The following is a 16855-nucleotide window of genomic DNA, read 5'->3' as shown; positions in this document are numbered from 1 at the left end:
GTATGAACGGAATCAGCGATCAATCAGAACATGTTACAGCAGCCTGCCGCCGTAGCAATCCACAAATGACAGCAATTGCCTTGGCAAGCCCTGGCACGTGCAACACAAAGCGCGATCTCGGGCGCCACCACAGCACTCACTGAGAACAGTTTTCCTATTTGAAACCCATATCTTTATTACTCCAAGAAATTTAAGGAGCAGTATTATTCTTATTCCCACATCCAAATCGGGTATCTACCCGTCTCTCACTCAACATCATGAAGCGCTTTCTCCTCGCCACCACCCTGGCGTTGGCTGCTGCATCCTCCGCAGCGCAAGCCGGCGTCTCTCCCATTGTGGCGCCACAAGAGCTGGAACATTTACGCACTGCGCCCAATGTGCGCATCATTGACATCCGTCCTGCGGATCTCTACGCGAAAAACCATATTCCAGGTGCCTTGTCTGCCCCGTATGCAGCGTGGCGCGGCCCAGCAAACAACCCTGGCCAATTACCCGAACTCACCGAACTGGCCAAACTGGTTCAACGCCTGGGGTTGGACGAACACACCCATGCCGTCGTGGTATCCACGGGCGAGAACACAACCGATTTCGGTGCTGCCGCCCGCGTGTACTGGACCATGAAATACCTTGGCCTTGAGCAGCTTTCCATCTTGAATGGCGGCATGCAATTGTGGCGGTCAGCAAAGCTGCCCGAAGACCAGGCGGCGGCGCAAGTCGCACCCTCCACGTATCAACCCGTCGTGAATCCGGACATTCTGGCCACCCGGGCTGACATCCTGACCCAGATCGACAACCCTAAAGCTCGATTGGTCGATGCTCGCCCCACCGCCTTCTTTACCGGCCAAGTCAAAGCTCCTACCGCTGCCGTACCCGGCACTATTCGCAATGCGGTCAATATTGAACACAGTGTGTGGTTCAAGCCCGACTCGACCGAAATCGTTTCTGCCGCTCAAGCCAAGCAAATTGCTGCGGAGCGCTTCCCGGAACTGGTCGATGACACAATCGCATTCTGCAATACCGGCCACTGGGCAGCCACCGACTGGTTCGCCCTGTCGGAACTCGCAGGGCTGCCTAATGTGCGCATGTATCCTGAATCTCTGGCCGATTGGACCAACACTGCCGAAGCGCTGCCTATGGATAACACGCCAAGCCGCAGTGCCCAGTTGCTGGAAAAACTCAAGGGCGCTTTTACTTTCAACTAAACAGGCTCTGCAAGCTATCGGCGGGCGCTCTGTCCACGCAGCGCGCCGCCTCCTTGACCCTTGCAGCCGTTCCTTTATTCCACCTGTAGGCCATGTCCCGTCTTCCTCTCACTCTGACCATCGCTCTTAGCGTTCTGGCCCTAGCCTGGTTTGTTTCATTACGCCAGTCCGCACTCTTTCTTGTCGGCGTAGGAATGGGCGGCATTCTCGCCGGCGCCCGTTTCGGCTTCACCACCGGCTGGCGCCGCCTGATTGAGCAGCGCGACGCCTCAGGCGTCGTCGCACAACTGGGTCTGCTGGCGGTTGCCGCCGCCATATCCATGCCGCTGCTGGCATATTTTCCAAACGATTTGATGGCTGCGCTCGGCCCACCTAGCGTCAGCCTGCTGATCGGCGCCTTCGTGTTCGGCGCCGCCATGCAGATCGCCGACGGCTGTGGCTCCGGCACACTTTATAAGGCGGGAATGGGCATCCCCCTGAACATGGCGATTCTTCCCATGTTTGTGATTGGCAGCTTCTTGGGCTCGGCGCATCTGGACAGGTGGCTGTCCTTGGGCGCCACCCCGCCTGTGGGGCTGGTCAATGAGGTCGGCCCACTTGGTGCCTTCGGCCTGACGCTGGTAGGCCTGGTCGTTATTGGCGGGCTCGCACTGGCTTGGAGCCGTGGTGGCAACCAAGATACGCCACGCTGGCTGGACCGACGCCTGCTTATCGCAGGCGCTGGGCTGGCGTTGCTGGCCGTGCTGAACTTACTGCTGGCCGGTCAGCCCTGGGGCGTGGTGTACGGCTTCGGCTTGTGGGGCGCCAAAATTGCTACGACAGCCGGCCTGTTTGACCCAACTGCCAATGCTTTCTGGAGCCAGCCCGGCAACTTCAATGCACTTGGCCAGACCGTCTTCCTGGACGTCACAACCATCACTAACCTGGGCATACTGGCAGGTGCCTTGTGGATTTCAGCCCGCAAGACATTGAGCCCGGCGCCCCTTACGGGTCGCCAGTGGGTTATCGGCTTGTTGGCAGGTTTTCTGCTGGGCTATAGCTCACGCTTGGCTTTCGGCTGCAACGTGGGCGCCATGGTCAGCGGAATTTCAACCGGCAGCCTGCACGGCTGGATCTGGGTTGCCCTGGCATTCTGCGGTTCCTTGATCGGCGTGCGCATGCGTCGTCGTTTCGGCTTCTGAGGAGAGAGTAAATATGGGCATTCGTCACACCACTCTGGCCATATTCTGGCTCGCATTGGCTCTCTTTCTGGGATGGGACTGGGTGAGTTCCGCCGACATCAACCATCGCCATGAACCGCCTCTTTTCGCCGCCGGTTCGGGGCAAGCTCCCACGGGAGGCCACTGCTCGGCATTCTGAACTAAAGTCAAAAAGGCCGTGCTTGTAACGAAGCGCGGCCTTTTTATTTTCTATTATTTGTTACTGCAGGCCTTATTATGTGCTGCTGCCGGTGTGCCACAGCCGGCCTTGTAATTCTTATTCGTAGTCGCGCACATCCTCAATCACCTTGCCATCGTTCGGCAAAGCACCAGGTTCGAGGCACTCCACTTCGGCACGCAGCTTGGTAATTTCTCGCACGGTATCGGCCACGCTTTCCGCCAGGCCATCCGCCACTTCGGGGACTTCAATACGCAGCACCATGCTGTCGCGCCCTACCGACCCTGCCACCACCAAGCGGGCACGCAGTACGTTGGGGTAACGTGCCACCACCTGCGCCACCTGCGCAGGGTGTACGAACATGCCTCGTACCTTGGTTGTCTGGTCGGCCCGCCCCAGCCAACCGCGAATGCGCAGGTTGCCACGCCCGCAAGGCGACGCCCCTGGCATGATAGCGGACAGGTCTCCCGTGCCAAAACGCAGCAGGGGGTAATCGGGGTTGAGCGTGGTCACAACCACTTCACCCACCTCGCCCTCTGCAACGGCCTGATTCGTCCCTGGCCGCACGATTTCCAGCAAGATGTCTTCGTTGACCACCAGCCCTTCACGCGCCTCGGTCTCGTAGGCAATCATGCCAAGATCAGCGGTTCCATAGGCCTGGTAGCCGTCTATGCCTCGTTCCTTAAACCAGGCTTGCAAAGACGGGGGAAACGCCTCGCCGGAAAACAATGCCCGCTTCACCGAAGTAATAGGCACCCCGGTTTCCTCGGCTTTTTCCAGCAGAATACGTAAAAAGCTTGGCGTGCCCGTGTAGCCCGTCGGCTGTAAATCCACCATGGCCTGCAACTGTTGTTCGGTTTGCCCGACGCCTCCTGGAAACACCGTGCATCCCAAGGCATGCGCGGCGGTCTCCATCATGGAGCCCGCAGGAGTGAAGTGGTACGAAAAGCAGTTGTAGACGAGATCTCCGCTGCGAAAGCCTGCTGCGTATAAAGCGCGTGCAAAGCCCCAGTAGTCGGCACGGCGGCTCTCAGGCTCGTAAATAGGGCCGGGCGACGCAAACACGCGAGCGGCTTCCCCCCAGCCTATTGTCGAAAAGCCACCGAACAAGCGATCTTGAACAGACATCTCGGAAGCGTTACCTGCCTGGCGCTTGCTCAACTGGGCTTGCAAGAGTTCGCTTTTGCGAATGACGGGAATGCGGCCCAGCGACGCACGATCCCGCACATCACCCGGCTCCACACCCTGCAATTGTTGGGCGATGGCCGATGCGCGCTGCCGCGCCTGCTGTAATGCCTCCGGCAACCGCGAGAACAGCGTTTTCTCGCGTTCGGCAACGCTCGCAGTTTCGCGTTGCTCATAATATGTTGTCATGATTGAACCCTCTATGCGAGCCAGCGCTTGCGTCGTCTGTAGAACTTGGTGTCGCGGAAGCTCTTGCGCTGACCACTGGATACGCCCAGATAAAATTCCTTGACGTCCTCGTTCTCAGCCAGCTCCCGGGCTTCGCCATCCATCATGACGCGACCATTTTCAAGGATGTAGCCGTAATCCGCGTAGCGAAGCGCGATATTGGTATTTTGTTCGGCAAGCAGGAAGCTGACTTTCTCGCGCTGGTTGAGGTCGCGAACAATTTCAAAAATTTCTTCCACAATCTGCGGAGCCAACCCCATAGAGGGTTCATCCAGCAAAATCATGTTGGGATTAGCCATGAGCGCACGGCCAATAGCTGTCATTTGCTGCTCACCGCCCGAGGTATAGCCCGCCTGGCTGCTCCGCCGCTGCTTAAGCCGCGGGAAATACTCATACACCCGCTCCAGAGCCGCCTGTGTCTCAGCCCGCCCCAGGTTACGTGTGTATGCACCAGTCAGCAGGTTTTCCTCAACCGTGAGGTGAGCGAAACAATGCCGCCCTTCCATGACCTGCACGACGCCACGCTTGACGAGATCTGCCGGAGTCAGGCGGTCGATGCGCTCGCCCCGATAATCGATGGAGCCCTTGGTGACATCGCCGCGCTCTGCTTTGAGCAGGTTTGACACCGCCCGCAAGGTCGTCGTCTTACCCGCCCCATTAGCGCCCAGTAAAGCCACGATGCGGCCCTCCGGAACGACCAGCGACACCCCTTTGAGAACGAGGATCACATGGTTGTAGATCACCTCTATCCCATTGACGTTCAGCAATATATTGGCGTCTTGCCGCGTCTCGACATTGGTATTCATTGATTGTGCACCTATCTATGCCGGGCCAGCGAGCCCGACGCTTATCCACCTAGCGGTCGGCATGCCGCGCTGTTTTGCCTGGCACGCACCCGGGCGTGTGCCTGAGTGCGCGCCAGGGCCTGCCCCGTGACGATTAACTTTCCTTCGAGCAATCGCGCGGTTCGATCTTCTTCTCGGCGGCATGGCGAGCGCCGTATTCCTTCACCAGCGGGTCAACGAAATCGCGGTTGGACTGATACCAGTCGGAAACGATTTCGAACTTGGAACCATCCCACTGAATGATGCGTGCCCAGTCGTCGCCCATGTGGTCTTCGCACGAGGTACGCACCGGACGCAGGATGTTGGAGAAGCCGAGTTCCTCAAGACGCTCAGCGGTGAGGTTGAGGTTCTCGAAACCCCAGCGCACTTGCTCAGGCGTCATGTGCTTGCCTTTGCCGAACTTCTCTTGGGCAGCGCGGATGGCCTCGACCTGCAGCATGGAAATAATCATGCCGCGTGTGTGGGCGATGGAGCCAACAGTGGCTGCGCCCGGGCTGGTGCCCTGACCCTTGTCGTACACATATTTCTTGAGGTCTTCGTGTACGCGGCCTTCGTCGGCACTGTTGTGAATCGTGATGCCGTTGTAGCCCTTAGCGATAGCGCCGAGGTCTTGAACGTCGGTTTCCGAAGCGGCCCACCAGATGGCATACATTTTTTCACGTGGATAGCCTACGGCCTGTGCTTCGCGGATGGCGGTCGGCGTCATGATGCCGGCGCTCCACAGCAGAACGTAGTCCGGGCGGCGCTGACGGATCTGCAGCCAGGTGGATTTTTGTTCCACACCGGGAGCTGTCACAGGATAAAGCTGCAAGTCAAAGCCGTTAGCCTTGGCACGGGCCTCGAGCAGGGGGATGGGCTCCTTACCATAGGGAGAGTCGTGATAGACCAGGGCAATTTTCTTACCCTTGAGCTTGTCTTCGCCCCCTTCCTTCTTGGCGATATCCTGAATCATGACGTCGGCGGCTGTCCAGTAGTTACCCAGCAGCGGGAAGTTCCACTTGAACACCGTGCCATCGGCAGACTGAGACAGCCCATAACCCACGGTTTCGATGGGAATGCCATCGACAATGGCGCGGTCCGACAGAGCAAAAGTAATGCCGGTCGATTGCGTATCAAAGCCCGAGGCGCCGCCACGCGTTGCCTTCATGCGCTCATAACATTCCACACCGCGGTCGGTGGCGTATGCGGTTTCACATTCTTCGTAAACGATTTTGACACCGTTCACCCCGCCATCACGCTCATTAACGAGCTTGAGGTAATCCTGCTTGCCATCGGCCCATGGAATGCCCAGCGGTGCAAACGAACCCGTGCGATAAGTCAGTAGTGGCACGAACTGTTCTTCTGCGGCGAAAGCCGGGCCTGCCGTCCCCACCATGGCAGCCGTGACGGCAGCCATCGCAGCGGCGAATTTGATTGTGTTTTTCATCTCCGAGTCCTCCTGGTGTCTATGCACCGTTTATGTGGCATGCCGACGAAAGAGTCGGCGCCGTTTTGCCGATAAATTGCCTACCCACGCCTGAATTAGTGCGGGAAAGGCCAAATACGCATTTTTTCCTTGCCTATGCTCCACAGTCGTGCCAAGCCATGCGGCTCGACGATGAGGAAGAAAACGATCAGCGCACCGAACACCATGTGTTCAATATGAGACGCTGTATCCACTGCCAGAGGCAAGCCCAGCATAGTCGGGATGTTAGTCAGCAAGACCGGCAACAGCACCATGAACGCTGCGCCGAAGAAGCTGCCAACAATGGAACCCAAGCCGCCAATAATGACGATGAACAGCAACTGCAGGGAACGATTGAGGTCAAAGGCCAGTGGCTCCCAGGAACCCAGGTGCACATAGGCCCACAAAGCGCCGGCTACGCCAATAATGAACGAGCTGACCGCGAAAGCTGTGAGCTTGGCGTAAACGGGCCGGATACCGATCACTGCCGCCGCGACGTCCATATCGCGTATGGCCATCCACTGCCGGCCGATAGCGCCGCGCACTAGGTTTTTGGCCAGCAATGCAAACACCACGACGAAACACAGCACAAACACATAGCGTTGAGCGGGCGTCTGGACAGGCAAACCGAAAAATTCGAGAGCCGGCACCGAGACGTTGCCTGACGACGAGTAGTTGGTGAAATACGGGATACGCAGGAAAGCCCAATCAACAAAGAACTGCGCAGCCAGTGTTGTCACCGCCAGGTACAGCCCACGAATACGCAAACTGGGAATACCGAACACCACGCCGACCAATGTGGCAAACACCCCGCCTAACAAAATTTGAAACAGCAACGGGAGTTCGGGAATACGTACACCGAAGTTCCATGCGGCATAGGCCCCGACTGCCATGAAAGCGCCGGACCCGATGGAAATCTGACCGCAATAACCCACCAGGATATTCAGCCCGATCGCCCCTAAAGAAAGAATCAGAAAGGGAATCAGGATGGCCTGAAGGAAATAGTTCGATGCCGCGAACGGAATCACCAGAAATGCCACCAACAGCAAGCCAATGATGAAGGCGCGATCTTGGCGGATGGGAAAGATCTGCTGGTCAGCCCTGTATGAACTCTTGAACTGACCGTTCTCACGATAATACATAGTATCTACCTACCAAGAATGACTCTTTACACCCGGTCGATGATTTTTTCACCGAACAAGCCCTGGGGACGGAACAGAAGAAACACCAGTGCCAGCACATAGGCGAACCAGATTTCAATCCCCCCGCCAACGAATGGCCCCAAATACACTTCGGACAGCTTTTCGCCCACACCGATGATCAACCCACCGATGATGGCGCCAGGCACGGATGTGAGCCCGCCCAGGATGACCACAGGAAGTGCCCGCAACGCTGCAGTAGACAGGGTGAACTGCACGCCATATTTCGAACCCCACACAATGCCTGCAACCAGCGCCACCAGGCCGGCGACCGTCCAGACCACCACCCAGATGCGGTTAAGCGGGATGCCGATGGATTGCGCGGCCTGGTGATCATCCGCCACCGCCCTGAGGGCACGCCCCACAGAGGTGTACTGAAAGAAGAAGGCCAGGGCAGCAACCAGCACAGCTGCGACCACCGCTGCGGTGAGGTCTTCCATGCTGACCAGCACGCCACCTTCGAAAGTGCTTTCGAAGAGGAAGAGCGGGTCTTTGGGCATGCCGACATCAATGGAATACACGCTACTGCCAAACAAGGTCTGACCAATGCCATCCAGGAAGTAGCTGATACCAATCGTGGCCATGAGCAAAGTCGTGCCTTCCTGATTCACCAGGTATCGCAACACATAGCGTTCAATCAGTACGGCTATGAGCCACATAAAGACTGCGCAAACGATGAAGGCCAGAACATTGCCCAACAGCTTGCTTTCGATGCCAAGCCAGATCGGAATCCATTCAGAGAAGCGCGCCATGGCCAAGGCTGCGACCAGCACCATGGCGCCCTGCGCAAAGTTGAAGACCCCTGACGCTTTGAAAATGAGCACAAAACCCAACGCGACCAGTGCGTAGAGCATGCCCGACATCAGGCCGCCGAATACTGTTTCCAGAAAAAAACCCATGTCCGTCGTCCTTACTCGCCGGCGCCAAGATAGGCGCGTATCACTTCAGGGTTGTTGCGCACCTCATCAGGTGTGCCGTCACCGATTTTCTTGCCGTAGTCCAGCACCACGACCCGGTCGGAGATGTCCATAACCACTCCCATATCGTGCTCGATCAGCACAATGGTGGTGCCGTACTCATCGTTCACATCGAGAATAAAGCGGCTCATGTCCTGCTTTTCTTCGATGTTCATGCCGGCCATGGGCTCGTCCAGAAGCAGAATGCGAGGCTCCATGGCCAGGGCGCGCCCAAGGTCGACACGCTTTTGCAGACCATACGGCAGACGCCCCACAGGCACTTTCCGATAGGCCTGAATCTCTAGAAAATCAATGATGTTTTCAACATATTCGCGATGACGGATTTCCTCGCGTTCAGCCGAGCCCAGGCGGAATGCCTGAGCCAGCACACCGCTTTTCATGCGCAGGTTGCGGCCTGTCATGATGTTGTCCAGCACGCTCATGCCCTTAAACAAGGCCAGGTTCTGGAACGTGCGGGCAATGCCGGCTTCGGCAGCGCGACGCGGATTCATCCGGGTGTATTGCTCCCCCTTGAGAGTGATGGAGCCTTCCTGCGGCGTATAGACACCGTTAATCACGTTAAGCATCGAACTTTTGCCCGCGCCGTTAGGCCCGATGATGGCGCGAAGCTCGTGCTCGCGTACGTTGAAGGAAATATCGGTCAGGGCTTTCACCCCGCCAAAAGACAGCGAGATATTCTGTAGATCGAGAATGACGTCCCCGATTCGCTGCTCACGACTTGGAATCATGGTTAAGCCGCCTTCTGTGTGTTGCTGGGAAAGACCTTGGCGCCGATTATGCGCAGGTCAGCGGAAATTCGACCGGTACGGCCATCCTCGAACTTGACTTCAGTTTCGATGAACTGGCTCTCGCGCCCTTCAAAGAGCGCATCAACCAACACGCCGTATTTTTGAGCGATGAAACCGCGCCGCACTTTGCGAGTGCGGGTCAGTTCGTCGTCGTCGGGGTCAAGTTCCTTGTGCAGCACGAGGAAGCGAGCTACCTGCGACGCGCACAGCTTGGGGTCTTGGGCCAGATCGGCATTGACTTGTTCAACGCAGTCGCGAATGAGCTCCAGAACTTCCTGCTTGCCAGCCAGATCGGTATAGCCCGCGTAGGGCAGGCCACGCCGCTCCGCCCAGTTGCCCACTGCTTCCAGGTCAATATTGATAAAGGCGCACACTTCATCGCGGCCGTCACCAAACGCAACCGCTTCTTTGATGAAGGGGAAGAACTTGAGCTTGTTCTCGATGTACTTGGGTGCGAACAGGCTGCCATCAGCAAGCTTGCCGACGTCTTTGGCACGGTCAATGATTTTGAGCTGACCATCGGTATCCAGATAACCCGCATCGCCCGTGTGATACCAGCCGTCAGGGGTGAAGGATTCAACCGTGGCATCATGATTTTTGTAATACTCCTTGAACAGCCCCGGGCTTTTGACCTGGATTTCGCCGTTCTCGGCCACACGAATCTCAACCCCGGCCACAGGCGGCCCCACCGTATCGGCCCGCACATGACCGTCGGTTTGCACGCACACGAACACCGAGGTCTCGGTTGAGCCATACAGCTGCTTGAGATTGATGCCGATGGAACGATAGAACTCGAAGAGATCAGGGCCGATGGCTTCGCCGGCGGTATAGGCAACCCGTACACGGCTCATGCCCAGAGCATTACGCAAGGGGCCGTAGATGAGGATATCGCCGATGCGGTACAGAAAGCGATCCCAAACGCCCACGGTGCCGTCTTTATCGAGAATGTGGGTGCCGACACGCTTGGCGAGGTTCATACAAGCATGGTAGAGCTTACGCTTGAGCGCGCTGGCGTCTTCCATGCGTATCATCACCTGAGTGAGCAAGCCCTCAAGCACACGCGGCGGTGCGAAGTAATAAGTCGGGCCGATGTCATGCATGTCGATTGACACCGTCTCGGGGGACTCAGGGTGGTTGACGGTAAAGCCCGTTACCAGAAACTGTGTATACGAAAACATGTTCTGGCCTATCCATGCGGGCGGCAGGTAGGCTAGAACGTCTTCGTTTTCCGTCAGGCCTTCGAGCTGCTGAATGGCGAGGGCGCGATCGATCAGCGCATGATGCGTGAGCACCACCCCCTTGGGCTTACCCGTTGTGCCCGAGGTATAAAACATGGCGGCCGCCTCATCGGGCCCTACGTTAGCCGTCGCCTGGGCAACGTGATCGGGATGGGCGGACTGGAACTTGCGTCCTTCTTCGACCAGCGCCTCGAAGCTGAGCAGGCCTTCATCGGTATAGTTGCGCAGGCCGCGCGGGTCGTCATACACAATATGACGCAACTCCGGGCAGTCTGCCTGAGCCTCAAGCATTTTGTCGACCTGTTCCTGGTCTTCCACCACGGCCACCTGGATTTCGGCATCCTGCAGCACGTACAGCATTTCAGCCGCAATGGCATCTTGGTAGAGAGGCACGGGTATCGCACCCAGATACTGGGCTGCTATCATTGCGAGATAGAGGCGGGGCCGGTTCTCACCCACTATGGCGACGTGCGCGCCTTTACGCACGCCCAGGGCCGCCAGCCCGTTGGCCAGCTCAACGGCTTGCTGCGCCACCTGGCTCCAGGTAATAGTCTGCCAAATGCCAAGATCTTTCTCACGCATGGCAGGCCGTTGCCCGCGATGCTGCGCATGGTATTCCACCCACGCAGGAAAAGTCGTCGGCAAACCCGACGATGGGGTCGGTGTTTGATGTGCCACCTTGTCTCCTTCAGCCTAAGCCTTGCTTCGTCATTAGCGAAGCGTTTTGTATTTGGCCGGACACGTTACTATTTGTATGAATTGGCCCATGCCGTACATGTCCGATGCGTATAAGGTATCGCTTCAGATCAGGTATAACTGTCGCTGTTGCGACATTCGATTACACCCTAGGGGTAATTCCTCATGAGTCTTGAGCAGTCCCTTCTGACTACTACCGCTTGGTTTCCTGTGCTGGAGCCCGAAGAGCAACAGCGGGTATTGCGCGACTTGCACAGTACCCACTACGCGCCGGGCGCCATGATTGAGCGCAAAGGAGAACTCGCCACCTCTTGGCTCGGCGTACAGCAGGGCCTGGCAAGAGTCTCTGTGGGCAACCCCGACGGCAAACTGGCATCTCTGACAGGCATGCCCGCCGGGAGCTGGTTCGGAGAAGGTTCGCTGCTTAAACACGAAAAACGCAAGTATGACGTTGTCGCTCTACGCGCCACGACCATCCTGCGCATGCCGGAAGCCACCTTCAACTGGCTGCTCGATCGCAGCCGCCCTTTTAACCGCTACCTACTCGACCAGCTCAATGAACGCGCCGGGCAATTCATCGGCAGGGCGGAATCAGATCGCCTGCTTGACCCCGAAGCCCGGGTAGCACGCTGCCTACTAGAACTCGTCAATCCCACTTTGCTCACACGCGCAGCCACCAAACGCCTGGATATCACCCAAGAAGAAATTGGCTATCTGGCAAGAATTTCCCGGCAACGCGCTAATCAGGCGCTTCGTAATCTGGAAGAGAACAAGCTTATTAGTGTGGAATACGGCGCCATCCATATCCTCGATACGGATGGGCTCGCAGAATACGGTCAATAAGGCCTGACTCGCATAGAGGGACGTAGTAAGCTTGGGGGGTTAACCCTCCCATGATGGGCGGATAAAAAAGCCTCAAAAGAAAACTCGGCGAGACCGGAACATGTCACAACAACACACCACACACGCACTTCCCTCATACCTGAACCCCGACGATGTCGGGCCCTGGGGTATTTATCTAGAGCAGGTAGAAAGAGTCACTCCCTATTTGGGTCACCTGGCAAAATGGGTGGAGACGCTCAAGCGTCCAAAACGCGTATTGGTTGTGGATGTTCCTGTCGAACTCGACGACGGCACCATTGCCCACTTCGAAGGCTATCGCGTGCAGCACAACGTATCGCGGGGCCCGGGTAAGGGTGGGGTGCGGTATCACCAAGATGTCACACTGTCGGAAGTGATGGCGCTGGCCGCTTGGATGTCTGTCAAGGCAGCAGCGGTCGACCTTCCTTTTGGCGGCGCCAAAGGCGGCATCCGTATCGACCCGCGCAATTATTCCACTGCGGAACTTGAACGCATCACCCGCCGCTACACCAGCGAAATCGGCATCATCATCGGGCCGCATAAAGATATTCCCGCCCCTGACGTCAACACCAACGCTCAGACCATGGCCTGGATGATGGACACTTATTCCATGAACAACGGCACCACAGCCACCGGTGTTGTCACAGGCAAGCCGATCTCGCTGGGCGGCAGCCTGGGCCGTGTCGAAGCCACAGGGCGTGGTGTTTACGTAGTCGGCTGCGCCGCCGCCCGCGACAATGGCCTGGACATCGAAGGCGCACGCGTCTGTGTCCAAGGTTTTGGTAACGTCGGTGGCACTGCAGCCCGCCTGTTCTACGAAGCCGGAGCCAAAGTTATTGCCGTCCAAGACCACACGGGCACCATTCATAACGCCAATGGCCTGGACGTCCTGCGCCTCCTCAAGCACGTGGAGGAAACCGGCGGCGTTGCGGGCGCCCCTGAATCTGAGCCGCTGAAAGCTGACGAATTCTGGGGGCTGGAAACTGACATCCTCATCCCTGCCGCGCTCGAAGGCCAGATCAACGTCAAAAACGCCGATCAAATTCGCGCACGTATCATTATTGAAGGCGCCAATGGCCCGACCACGCCTGAAGCAGACGATATCCTCACCAGTAAAGGTACGCTTATCGTCCCAGACGTTCTCGCTAACGCGGGCGGCGTGACTGTCAGCTATTTTGAATGGGTCCAGGATTTTTCCAGCTTTTTCTGGACCGAAGATGAAATCAACGAGCGCCTGGAGCGCATGATGCATCGGGCTTATGCGTCGGTAGCAGGGGTGGCGGCACAGCATAAGGTGTCGCTGCGTACGGCCGCCTTTATCGCTGCCTGCTCGCGTATCCTGCAAGCTCGCGAAGTCCGGGGTTTGTATCCCTGATGCTTGTCTGATCCGACTCCTGACATTTCGCTGGCGCAGCCGTTCCAAGGGTTAGCGCCGGCACGACTCTTGCTGCGGGTAACGACTTCCCGCTCAAGGGCGGGCGATTAATGTAAGGAGCACGGCATGTATTCAGGTTCTCTTAGTTTGCGCTTACACGTCCCCGAACCACCTGGCTATACCCCTGAGCCCCCCTTCACCCCTCCCGGTGAAGAGCCCGGCAAAGAAATCGATTTACCTCCGCTCGAAAACCCAGAAGAGGTGCGCGAGCCTGGGGACACGCCGCCGAATGGTGCACCCGAACCCGATCCACAGTCGCCGCCCCCACCTATTCACTGATTCAGGCCATGTAACGACCGCTGCTGCATTTGCGCGGCTGTTTCCCCTTCGGCAGACATCGCGCTCCGATCCACGTACACATGCTTCCACATTGCAGCCACCCGAGGTGAAACGACCCGGCGCTTTTTCAGCACGCGTGCAAACCCTGCCATCACCAGCATCAACACAGAGCGCAGCTGTCGATCACGAGCGGCGGAACGCAGTTGCTCCAATGTAACTTTCCAAGCGAACCTGAATGGCAGGCGCATCCATGCGACCCATATTGCATTTCGCCACTCACGGCGTTGCTGGCTTGCCGCCCCATCGGCTAAGGAAACCACGCGCTGCGCAAGCACATCCTCAAGATAGACCAAGCGCCATCCTCGATCAGCCATATCCAGAGCGAGCAAGGCTTCTTCGCCACCAATGAAAAACGGGGGCCAGAAGCCACCCGCTTCGTAGAACGCGCGAGTACGGACAATGCAGGCGCCTGCCTTTAAGCCTAATACTTGAGGGCCGGGTAGATCTTCGCGGTCAAGCGGGCTACTTGCCATTTCCAGGCACACTGGATCAACACGACCCGCCCCGGCTTCTACAATGCAGCCACTGGCTCCGCCTATATTAGGGTGTTCGTCCAAGATCCGTGCCGCCCGCTGCAACGCGCCAGGCAACCAAAACGTGTCTTCATCACAGAATGCCACATAAGGCGTATGAGCATAGGCGACAGCAATATTACGCGCGGCTGCGCCTAAGTTTCTCCGGCATCGAATCAGCATGACAGAGGGAAATTCTTGCGCCACTAACTTGGCAGTACCATCCGTAGACCCGTTATCCACCACAATAATCGACCAACGCTCAGTCGCGCGCATTAAAGCGCTCAGCGTCTGCTGTAAGCGCCCTTTACGGTTGTGAGTGAGCACCACAACCGTACCTCGTTCTATAGTTTTCATGGGCTTGTATTGGAATGACGAATTGACCTGCTAATAACCAGCATATTCCGTGCCGCGCCCTACTGCTGCCCCCCGGCGGCTCAGCCCATTGGGCCCTTCACCGTCCGGGGAGGGAGCGTCGACTATCTTACGCTGGACGAAGACTCATCCACATCCGTATGGGCGTCGTACTCTTCAAGCCGGTTATAGAGTGTCTTGAGGCTGATGCCCAGCATTTCCGCCGCCGCTTTTTTTACTCCGCCACACTGTTTAAGCGTCGCTAATATAAGTTGGCGGTTGGCGTCGGCCAATGGCACCCCCACAGGCACCGTGATTTCCGACCCCCAGCCCGTAGAATGGGATTCAAGAGAGAAAGAATTGAAATTCCCTTCAATGACGTCATCGGCAAGGATATAACTGCGATACACGTAATTACGCAGTTCTCGCACATTGCCCGGCCATGCATAACTGACCATGGCCTGCCTTGCTTCCTCAGCAAAGCGCTTGGTTGTTCCGTACTCCTTGTTCAACGCTTGGAGGAAATGATCGGCGATCAAGAGAATGTCATTCTCACGCTCGCGCAGTGGCGGAAGAACGAGCGGAAAGACACTCAGACGGTGGTAAAGATCTTCGCGCAGCGTGCCCTTGGCAACAGCCTGTTCGGGGTTGCGATTAGTGGCGGCCACGACTCGCACATCGGTGACGATCTCTTCGTGGGCACCCACTCGCATGAATCGGCCGGTTTCCAGCACCCGCAACAGCCTGACCTGCATCTCCATGGACATTTCGGTAATTTCGTCCAGAAACAAGGTGCCGCCGTGCGCTTTCTCAAAATACCCTTTGTGCTGCCGGTCAGCGCCTGTGAAACTGCCTTTTTCGTGGCCAAAGAGTTCGCTTTCAATCAGATTGGGAGAGATGGCTCCGCAGTTCACGGCCATGAAAGGCTGGTCACGCCGTGTACTAGACAGGTGAATGGCTTCGGCTGCCAATTCTTTCCCGGTGCCGCTCTCCCCAACAAGCAATACCGTCGCCTGAGTCGGCGCCACTTTTTCTACGTAAGCGCAAAAAAGCTGTATCGCTGGAGACGAGCCCACGATGCGGGAGAAAGCATCCTTACCGGGCTCCGCCGCCGGCCTCTTCGCAGCAGGCGCGGCGGTTTTCAGATCGGCAAGAATCGTTTTCAAACGGCGCAGGCTAATGGGCTTGGTCAGATAATCCACCGCCCCGCAACGTAGCGCCTCAATCGCACTGTCTGCGCTGGAATGCCCTGTGATAAACACCACTTGGCAATCATCCAATGCCAGGCGTTTCCATAACTCAATACCATTGCCGTCAGGCAACGTCATGTCGAGCAATAGCACGTCTGGCTTATGCCGTTCAATCTGGATACGGGCTTGGCGGATGTCTCCGGCCTGAGCCACGGTGTACCCTTCCTCAACTGCAATTTCGGCAATAAGCTCACGGGTGGCCTGCTCATCGTCGGTAATCAGTAGATGCGGCATAGTTACCTCAAAGGGTTTGAAAAGCCACTGCCTGATTCATGTTACAGGGTTTCCACCCATTTTCTAGGTAAGAAAGCGTCTCATTTGCAACGATATACCAATTAAATCAGCAGCGAGGATATGCCGCCACTTCCTTCCTCAGCGCGGTTTATCCGGGGTGGGGTGGTCACTCTCCCGCTCACCCGGACGCTTGGGTAATTGCTCGTTATCGCGCCTTTGAGGTGGGGGCTGCTGGCCATGCTCAGTCAGCTCTTCACGTACTTGCCGACTAGCAATCCGCCCTGCGCGGCCATATTGATTTCCACGCGCCACTTCACGTGTATCGGGATCGGGAGGCGTCTGATCCGCCGTCTCCCCGCGCCCGCCACTCGCCTGCCAATGGCGAGGCATGTGCTGGACACCTTCGGTAACGTCCCGCTGCGCATCTTTCACTTGCGCCGTTCCCGCACCAATGCCTTTGTCCTGATTGCGTTTTTCTTCCCTGTCGGTCTGCCGCATGACTGCTCTCCTTAAGCTTGCCCATTGCCGACATCATCGTTATGCCTACGCCGGCCTTTCATCTTCCTGATTGAGCAAGCTCTGTGCCGCCACCGCCTAACCGCACTGTAGATCTTACAAAGTCGGAGCAAAACTTATCACGCGGTGCGCACTGCCATTCCTCTGGAAACAAGCAGAACCCCTTACAGGGCAA

General features: G+C 57.2%; 16 protein-coding genes. 6 read left to right on the top strand and 10 right to left on the bottom strand.

Going from position 1 to position 16855, the window contains the following annotated elements; genetic code table 11:
- Nucleotides 1-257 precede the first annotated feature (257 nt).
- The 3 genes from VRY85_RS01345 to VRY85_RS01335 all read left to right on the top strand — a co-directional run bounded on the left by VRY85_RS01345 (nt 258) and on the right by VRY85_RS01335 (nt 2561).
- The gene (locus VRY85_RS01345) at nt 258-1202 is read left to right on the top strand and encodes a sulfurtransferase (RefSeq protein WP_414596795.1); all 945 of its coding nucleotides are present in this window, start codon (nt 258-260) and stop codon (nt 1200-1202) included.
- Between the two features lie 92 nt (nt 1203-1294).
- The gene (locus tag VRY85_RS01340; RefSeq protein ID WP_414596794.1) at nt 1295-2383 is read left to right on the top strand and encodes a YeeE/YedE family protein; all 1089 of its coding nucleotides are present in this window, start codon (nt 1295-1297) and stop codon (nt 2381-2383) included.
- Between the two features lie 13 nt (nt 2384-2396).
- Nucleotides 2397-2561 carry a hypothetical protein gene (locus VRY85_RS01335; RefSeq protein WP_414596793.1) on the top strand — a complete coding sequence of 55 codons (165 nt, stop codon included), beginning with the start codon at nt 2397-2399 and terminating at the stop codon, nt 2559-2561.
- A 117-nt stretch (nt 2562-2678) separates the two neighbouring features.
- On the opposite strand, the gene VRY85_RS01330 is transcribed toward VRY85_RS01335, so the two are convergent.
- The 7 genes from VRY85_RS01330 to VRY85_RS01300 form a co-directional block, all read right to left on the bottom strand.
- On the bottom strand, nt 2679-3953 hold the full coding sequence (locus tag VRY85_RS01330; protein WP_414596792.1) for a phenylacetate--CoA ligase family protein: 1275 nt from the start codon (nt 3951-3953) through the stop codon (nt 2679-2681).
- Between the two features lie 11 nt (nt 3954-3964).
- A complete protein-coding gene (locus VRY85_RS01325; protein ID WP_414596791.1) occupies nt 3965-4798 on the bottom strand; it encodes an ABC transporter ATP-binding protein in 834 nt (277 codons plus the stop codon).
- A 133-nt stretch (nt 4799-4931) separates the two neighbouring features.
- Nucleotides 4932-6263 (bottom strand): ABC transporter substrate-binding protein, encoded by a 1332-nt coding sequence (locus VRY85_RS01320; RefSeq protein WP_414596790.1) that lies wholly within the window; start codon nt 6261-6263, stop codon nt 4932-4934.
- A 95-nt stretch (nt 6264-6358) separates the two neighbouring features.
- Entirely contained in the window at nt 6359-7423 is a 1065-nt protein-coding gene (locus VRY85_RS01315) for a branched-chain amino acid ABC transporter permease (protein ID WP_414596789.1), read from the bottom strand.
- A gap of 26 nt (nt 7424-7449) precedes the next feature.
- On the bottom strand, nt 7450-8379 hold the full coding sequence (locus VRY85_RS01310; RefSeq protein WP_414596788.1) for a branched-chain amino acid ABC transporter permease: 930 nt from the start codon (nt 8377-8379) through the stop codon (nt 7450-7452).
- An 11-nt stretch (nt 8380-8390) separates the two neighbouring features.
- The gene (locus VRY85_RS01305; RefSeq protein WP_414596787.1) at nt 8391-9185 is read right to left on the bottom strand and encodes an ABC transporter ATP-binding protein; all 795 of its coding nucleotides are present in this window, start codon (nt 9183-9185) and stop codon (nt 8391-8393) included.
- Nucleotides 9186-9187: 2 nt separating this feature from the next.
- The gene (locus VRY85_RS01300; RefSeq protein WP_414596786.1) at nt 9188-11161 is read right to left on the bottom strand and encodes an AMP-dependent synthetase/ligase; all 1974 of its coding nucleotides are present in this window, start codon (nt 11159-11161) and stop codon (nt 9188-9190) included.
- A gap of 183 nt (nt 11162-11344) precedes the next feature.
- Between VRY85_RS01300 and VRY85_RS01295 the strand changes: the two genes are divergently transcribed.
- From VRY85_RS01295 to VRY85_RS01285, 3 genes are all read left to right on the top strand, one after another.
- Nucleotides 11345-12022: a Crp/Fnr family transcriptional regulator gene (locus VRY85_RS01295; RefSeq protein WP_414596785.1), complete on the top strand. Its 678-nt coding sequence runs from the start codon at nt 11345-11347 to the stop codon at nt 12020-12022.
- A 100-nt stretch (nt 12023-12122) separates the two neighbouring features.
- Nucleotides 12123-13415: a Glu/Leu/Phe/Val family dehydrogenase gene (locus tag VRY85_RS01290; protein ID WP_414596784.1), complete on the top strand. Its 1293-nt coding sequence runs from the start codon at nt 12123-12125 to the stop codon at nt 13413-13415.
- 126 nt (nt 13416-13541) lie between these two features.
- Nucleotides 13542-13754: a hypothetical protein gene (locus tag VRY85_RS01285; RefSeq protein ID WP_414596783.1), complete on the top strand. Its 213-nt coding sequence runs from the start codon at nt 13542-13544 to the stop codon at nt 13752-13754.
- On the opposite strand, the gene VRY85_RS01280 is transcribed toward VRY85_RS01285, so the two are convergent.
- The 3 genes from VRY85_RS01280 to VRY85_RS01270 form a co-directional block, all read right to left on the bottom strand.
- Nucleotides 13748-14683, bottom strand: a complete 936-nt coding sequence (locus VRY85_RS01280) for a glycosyltransferase family 2 protein (RefSeq protein ID WP_414596782.1) — start codon at nt 14681-14683, stop codon at nt 13748-13750. The genes VRY85_RS01285 and VRY85_RS01280 overlap by 7 nt on opposite strands.
- 122 nt (nt 14684-14805) lie before the next feature.
- Nucleotides 14806-16164: a sigma-54-dependent transcriptional regulator gene (locus VRY85_RS01275; RefSeq protein WP_414596781.1), complete on the bottom strand. Its 1359-nt coding sequence runs from the start codon at nt 16162-16164 to the stop codon at nt 14806-14808.
- 138 nt (nt 16165-16302) lie between these two features.
- On the bottom strand, nt 16303-16662 hold the full coding sequence (locus VRY85_RS01270) for a hypothetical protein (RefSeq protein WP_414596780.1): 360 nt from the start codon (nt 16660-16662) through the stop codon (nt 16303-16305).
- Nucleotides 16663-16855: the final 193 nt, after the last annotated feature.

The organism is Achromobacter sp. F4_2707, from assembly GCF_047501535.1.
Classification (GTDB): Bacteria; Pseudomonadota; Gammaproteobacteria; order Burkholderiales; family Burkholderiaceae_B; genus Yanghanlia.
Note: the sequence above shows the minus strand (reverse complement) of the source record. Positions and strands in the feature narration are given on the sequence as shown.

Excerpts from the sequence above, each read along its gene's own strand:
- VRY85_RS01340 (WP_414596794.1), top strand. The coding sequence starts at position 1,295 with ATGTCCCGTCTTCCTCTCACTCTGACCATCGCTCTTAGCGTTCTGGCC.
- VRY85_RS01285 (WP_414596783.1), top strand. The coding sequence starts at position 13,542 with ATGTATTCAGGTTCTCTTAGTTTGCGCTTACACGTCCCCGAACCACCT.
- VRY85_RS01280 (WP_414596782.1), bottom strand. The coding sequence starts at position 14,683 with ATGAAAACTATAGAACGAGGTACGGTTGTGGTGCTCACTCACAACCGT.
- VRY85_RS01270 (WP_414596780.1), bottom strand. The coding sequence starts at position 16,662 with ATGCGGCAGACCGACAGGGAAGAAAAACGCAATCAGGACAAAGGCATT.
- VRY85_RS01320 (WP_414596790.1), bottom strand. The coding sequence starts at position 6,263 with ATGAAAAACACAATCAAATTCGCCGCTGCGATGGCTGCCGTCACGGCT.
- VRY85_RS01295 (WP_414596785.1), top strand. The coding sequence starts at position 11,345 with ATGAGTCTTGAGCAGTCCCTTCTGACTACTACCGCTTGGTTTCCTGTG.
- VRY85_RS01305 (WP_414596787.1), bottom strand. The coding sequence starts at position 9,185 with ATGATTCCAAGTCGTGAGCAGCGAATCGGGGACGTCATTCTCGATCTA.
- VRY85_RS01315 (WP_414596789.1), bottom strand. The coding sequence starts at position 7,423 with ATGTATTATCGTGAGAACGGTCAGTTCAAGAGTTCATACAGGGCTGAC.
- VRY85_RS01345 (WP_414596795.1), top strand. The coding sequence starts at position 258 with ATGAAGCGCTTTCTCCTCGCCACCACCCTGGCGTTGGCTGCTGCATCC.
- VRY85_RS01310 (WP_414596788.1), bottom strand. The coding sequence starts at position 8,379 with ATGGGTTTTTTTCTGGAAACAGTATTCGGCGGCCTGATGTCGGGCATG.
- VRY85_RS01330 (WP_414596792.1), bottom strand. The coding sequence starts at position 3,953 with ATGACAACATATTATGAGCAACGCGAAACTGCGAGCGTTGCCGAACGC.
- VRY85_RS01335 (WP_414596793.1), top strand. The coding sequence starts at position 2,397 with ATGGGCATTCGTCACACCACTCTGGCCATATTCTGGCTCGCATTGGCT.
- VRY85_RS01325 (WP_414596791.1), bottom strand. The coding sequence starts at position 4,798 with ATGAATACCAATGTCGAGACGCGGCAAGACGCCAATATATTGCTGAAC.
- VRY85_RS01290 (WP_414596784.1), top strand. The coding sequence starts at position 12,123 with ATGTCACAACAACACACCACACACGCACTTCCCTCATACCTGAACCCC.
- VRY85_RS01275 (WP_414596781.1), bottom strand. The coding sequence starts at position 16,164 with ATGCCGCATCTACTGATTACCGACGATGAGCAGGCCACCCGTGAGCTT.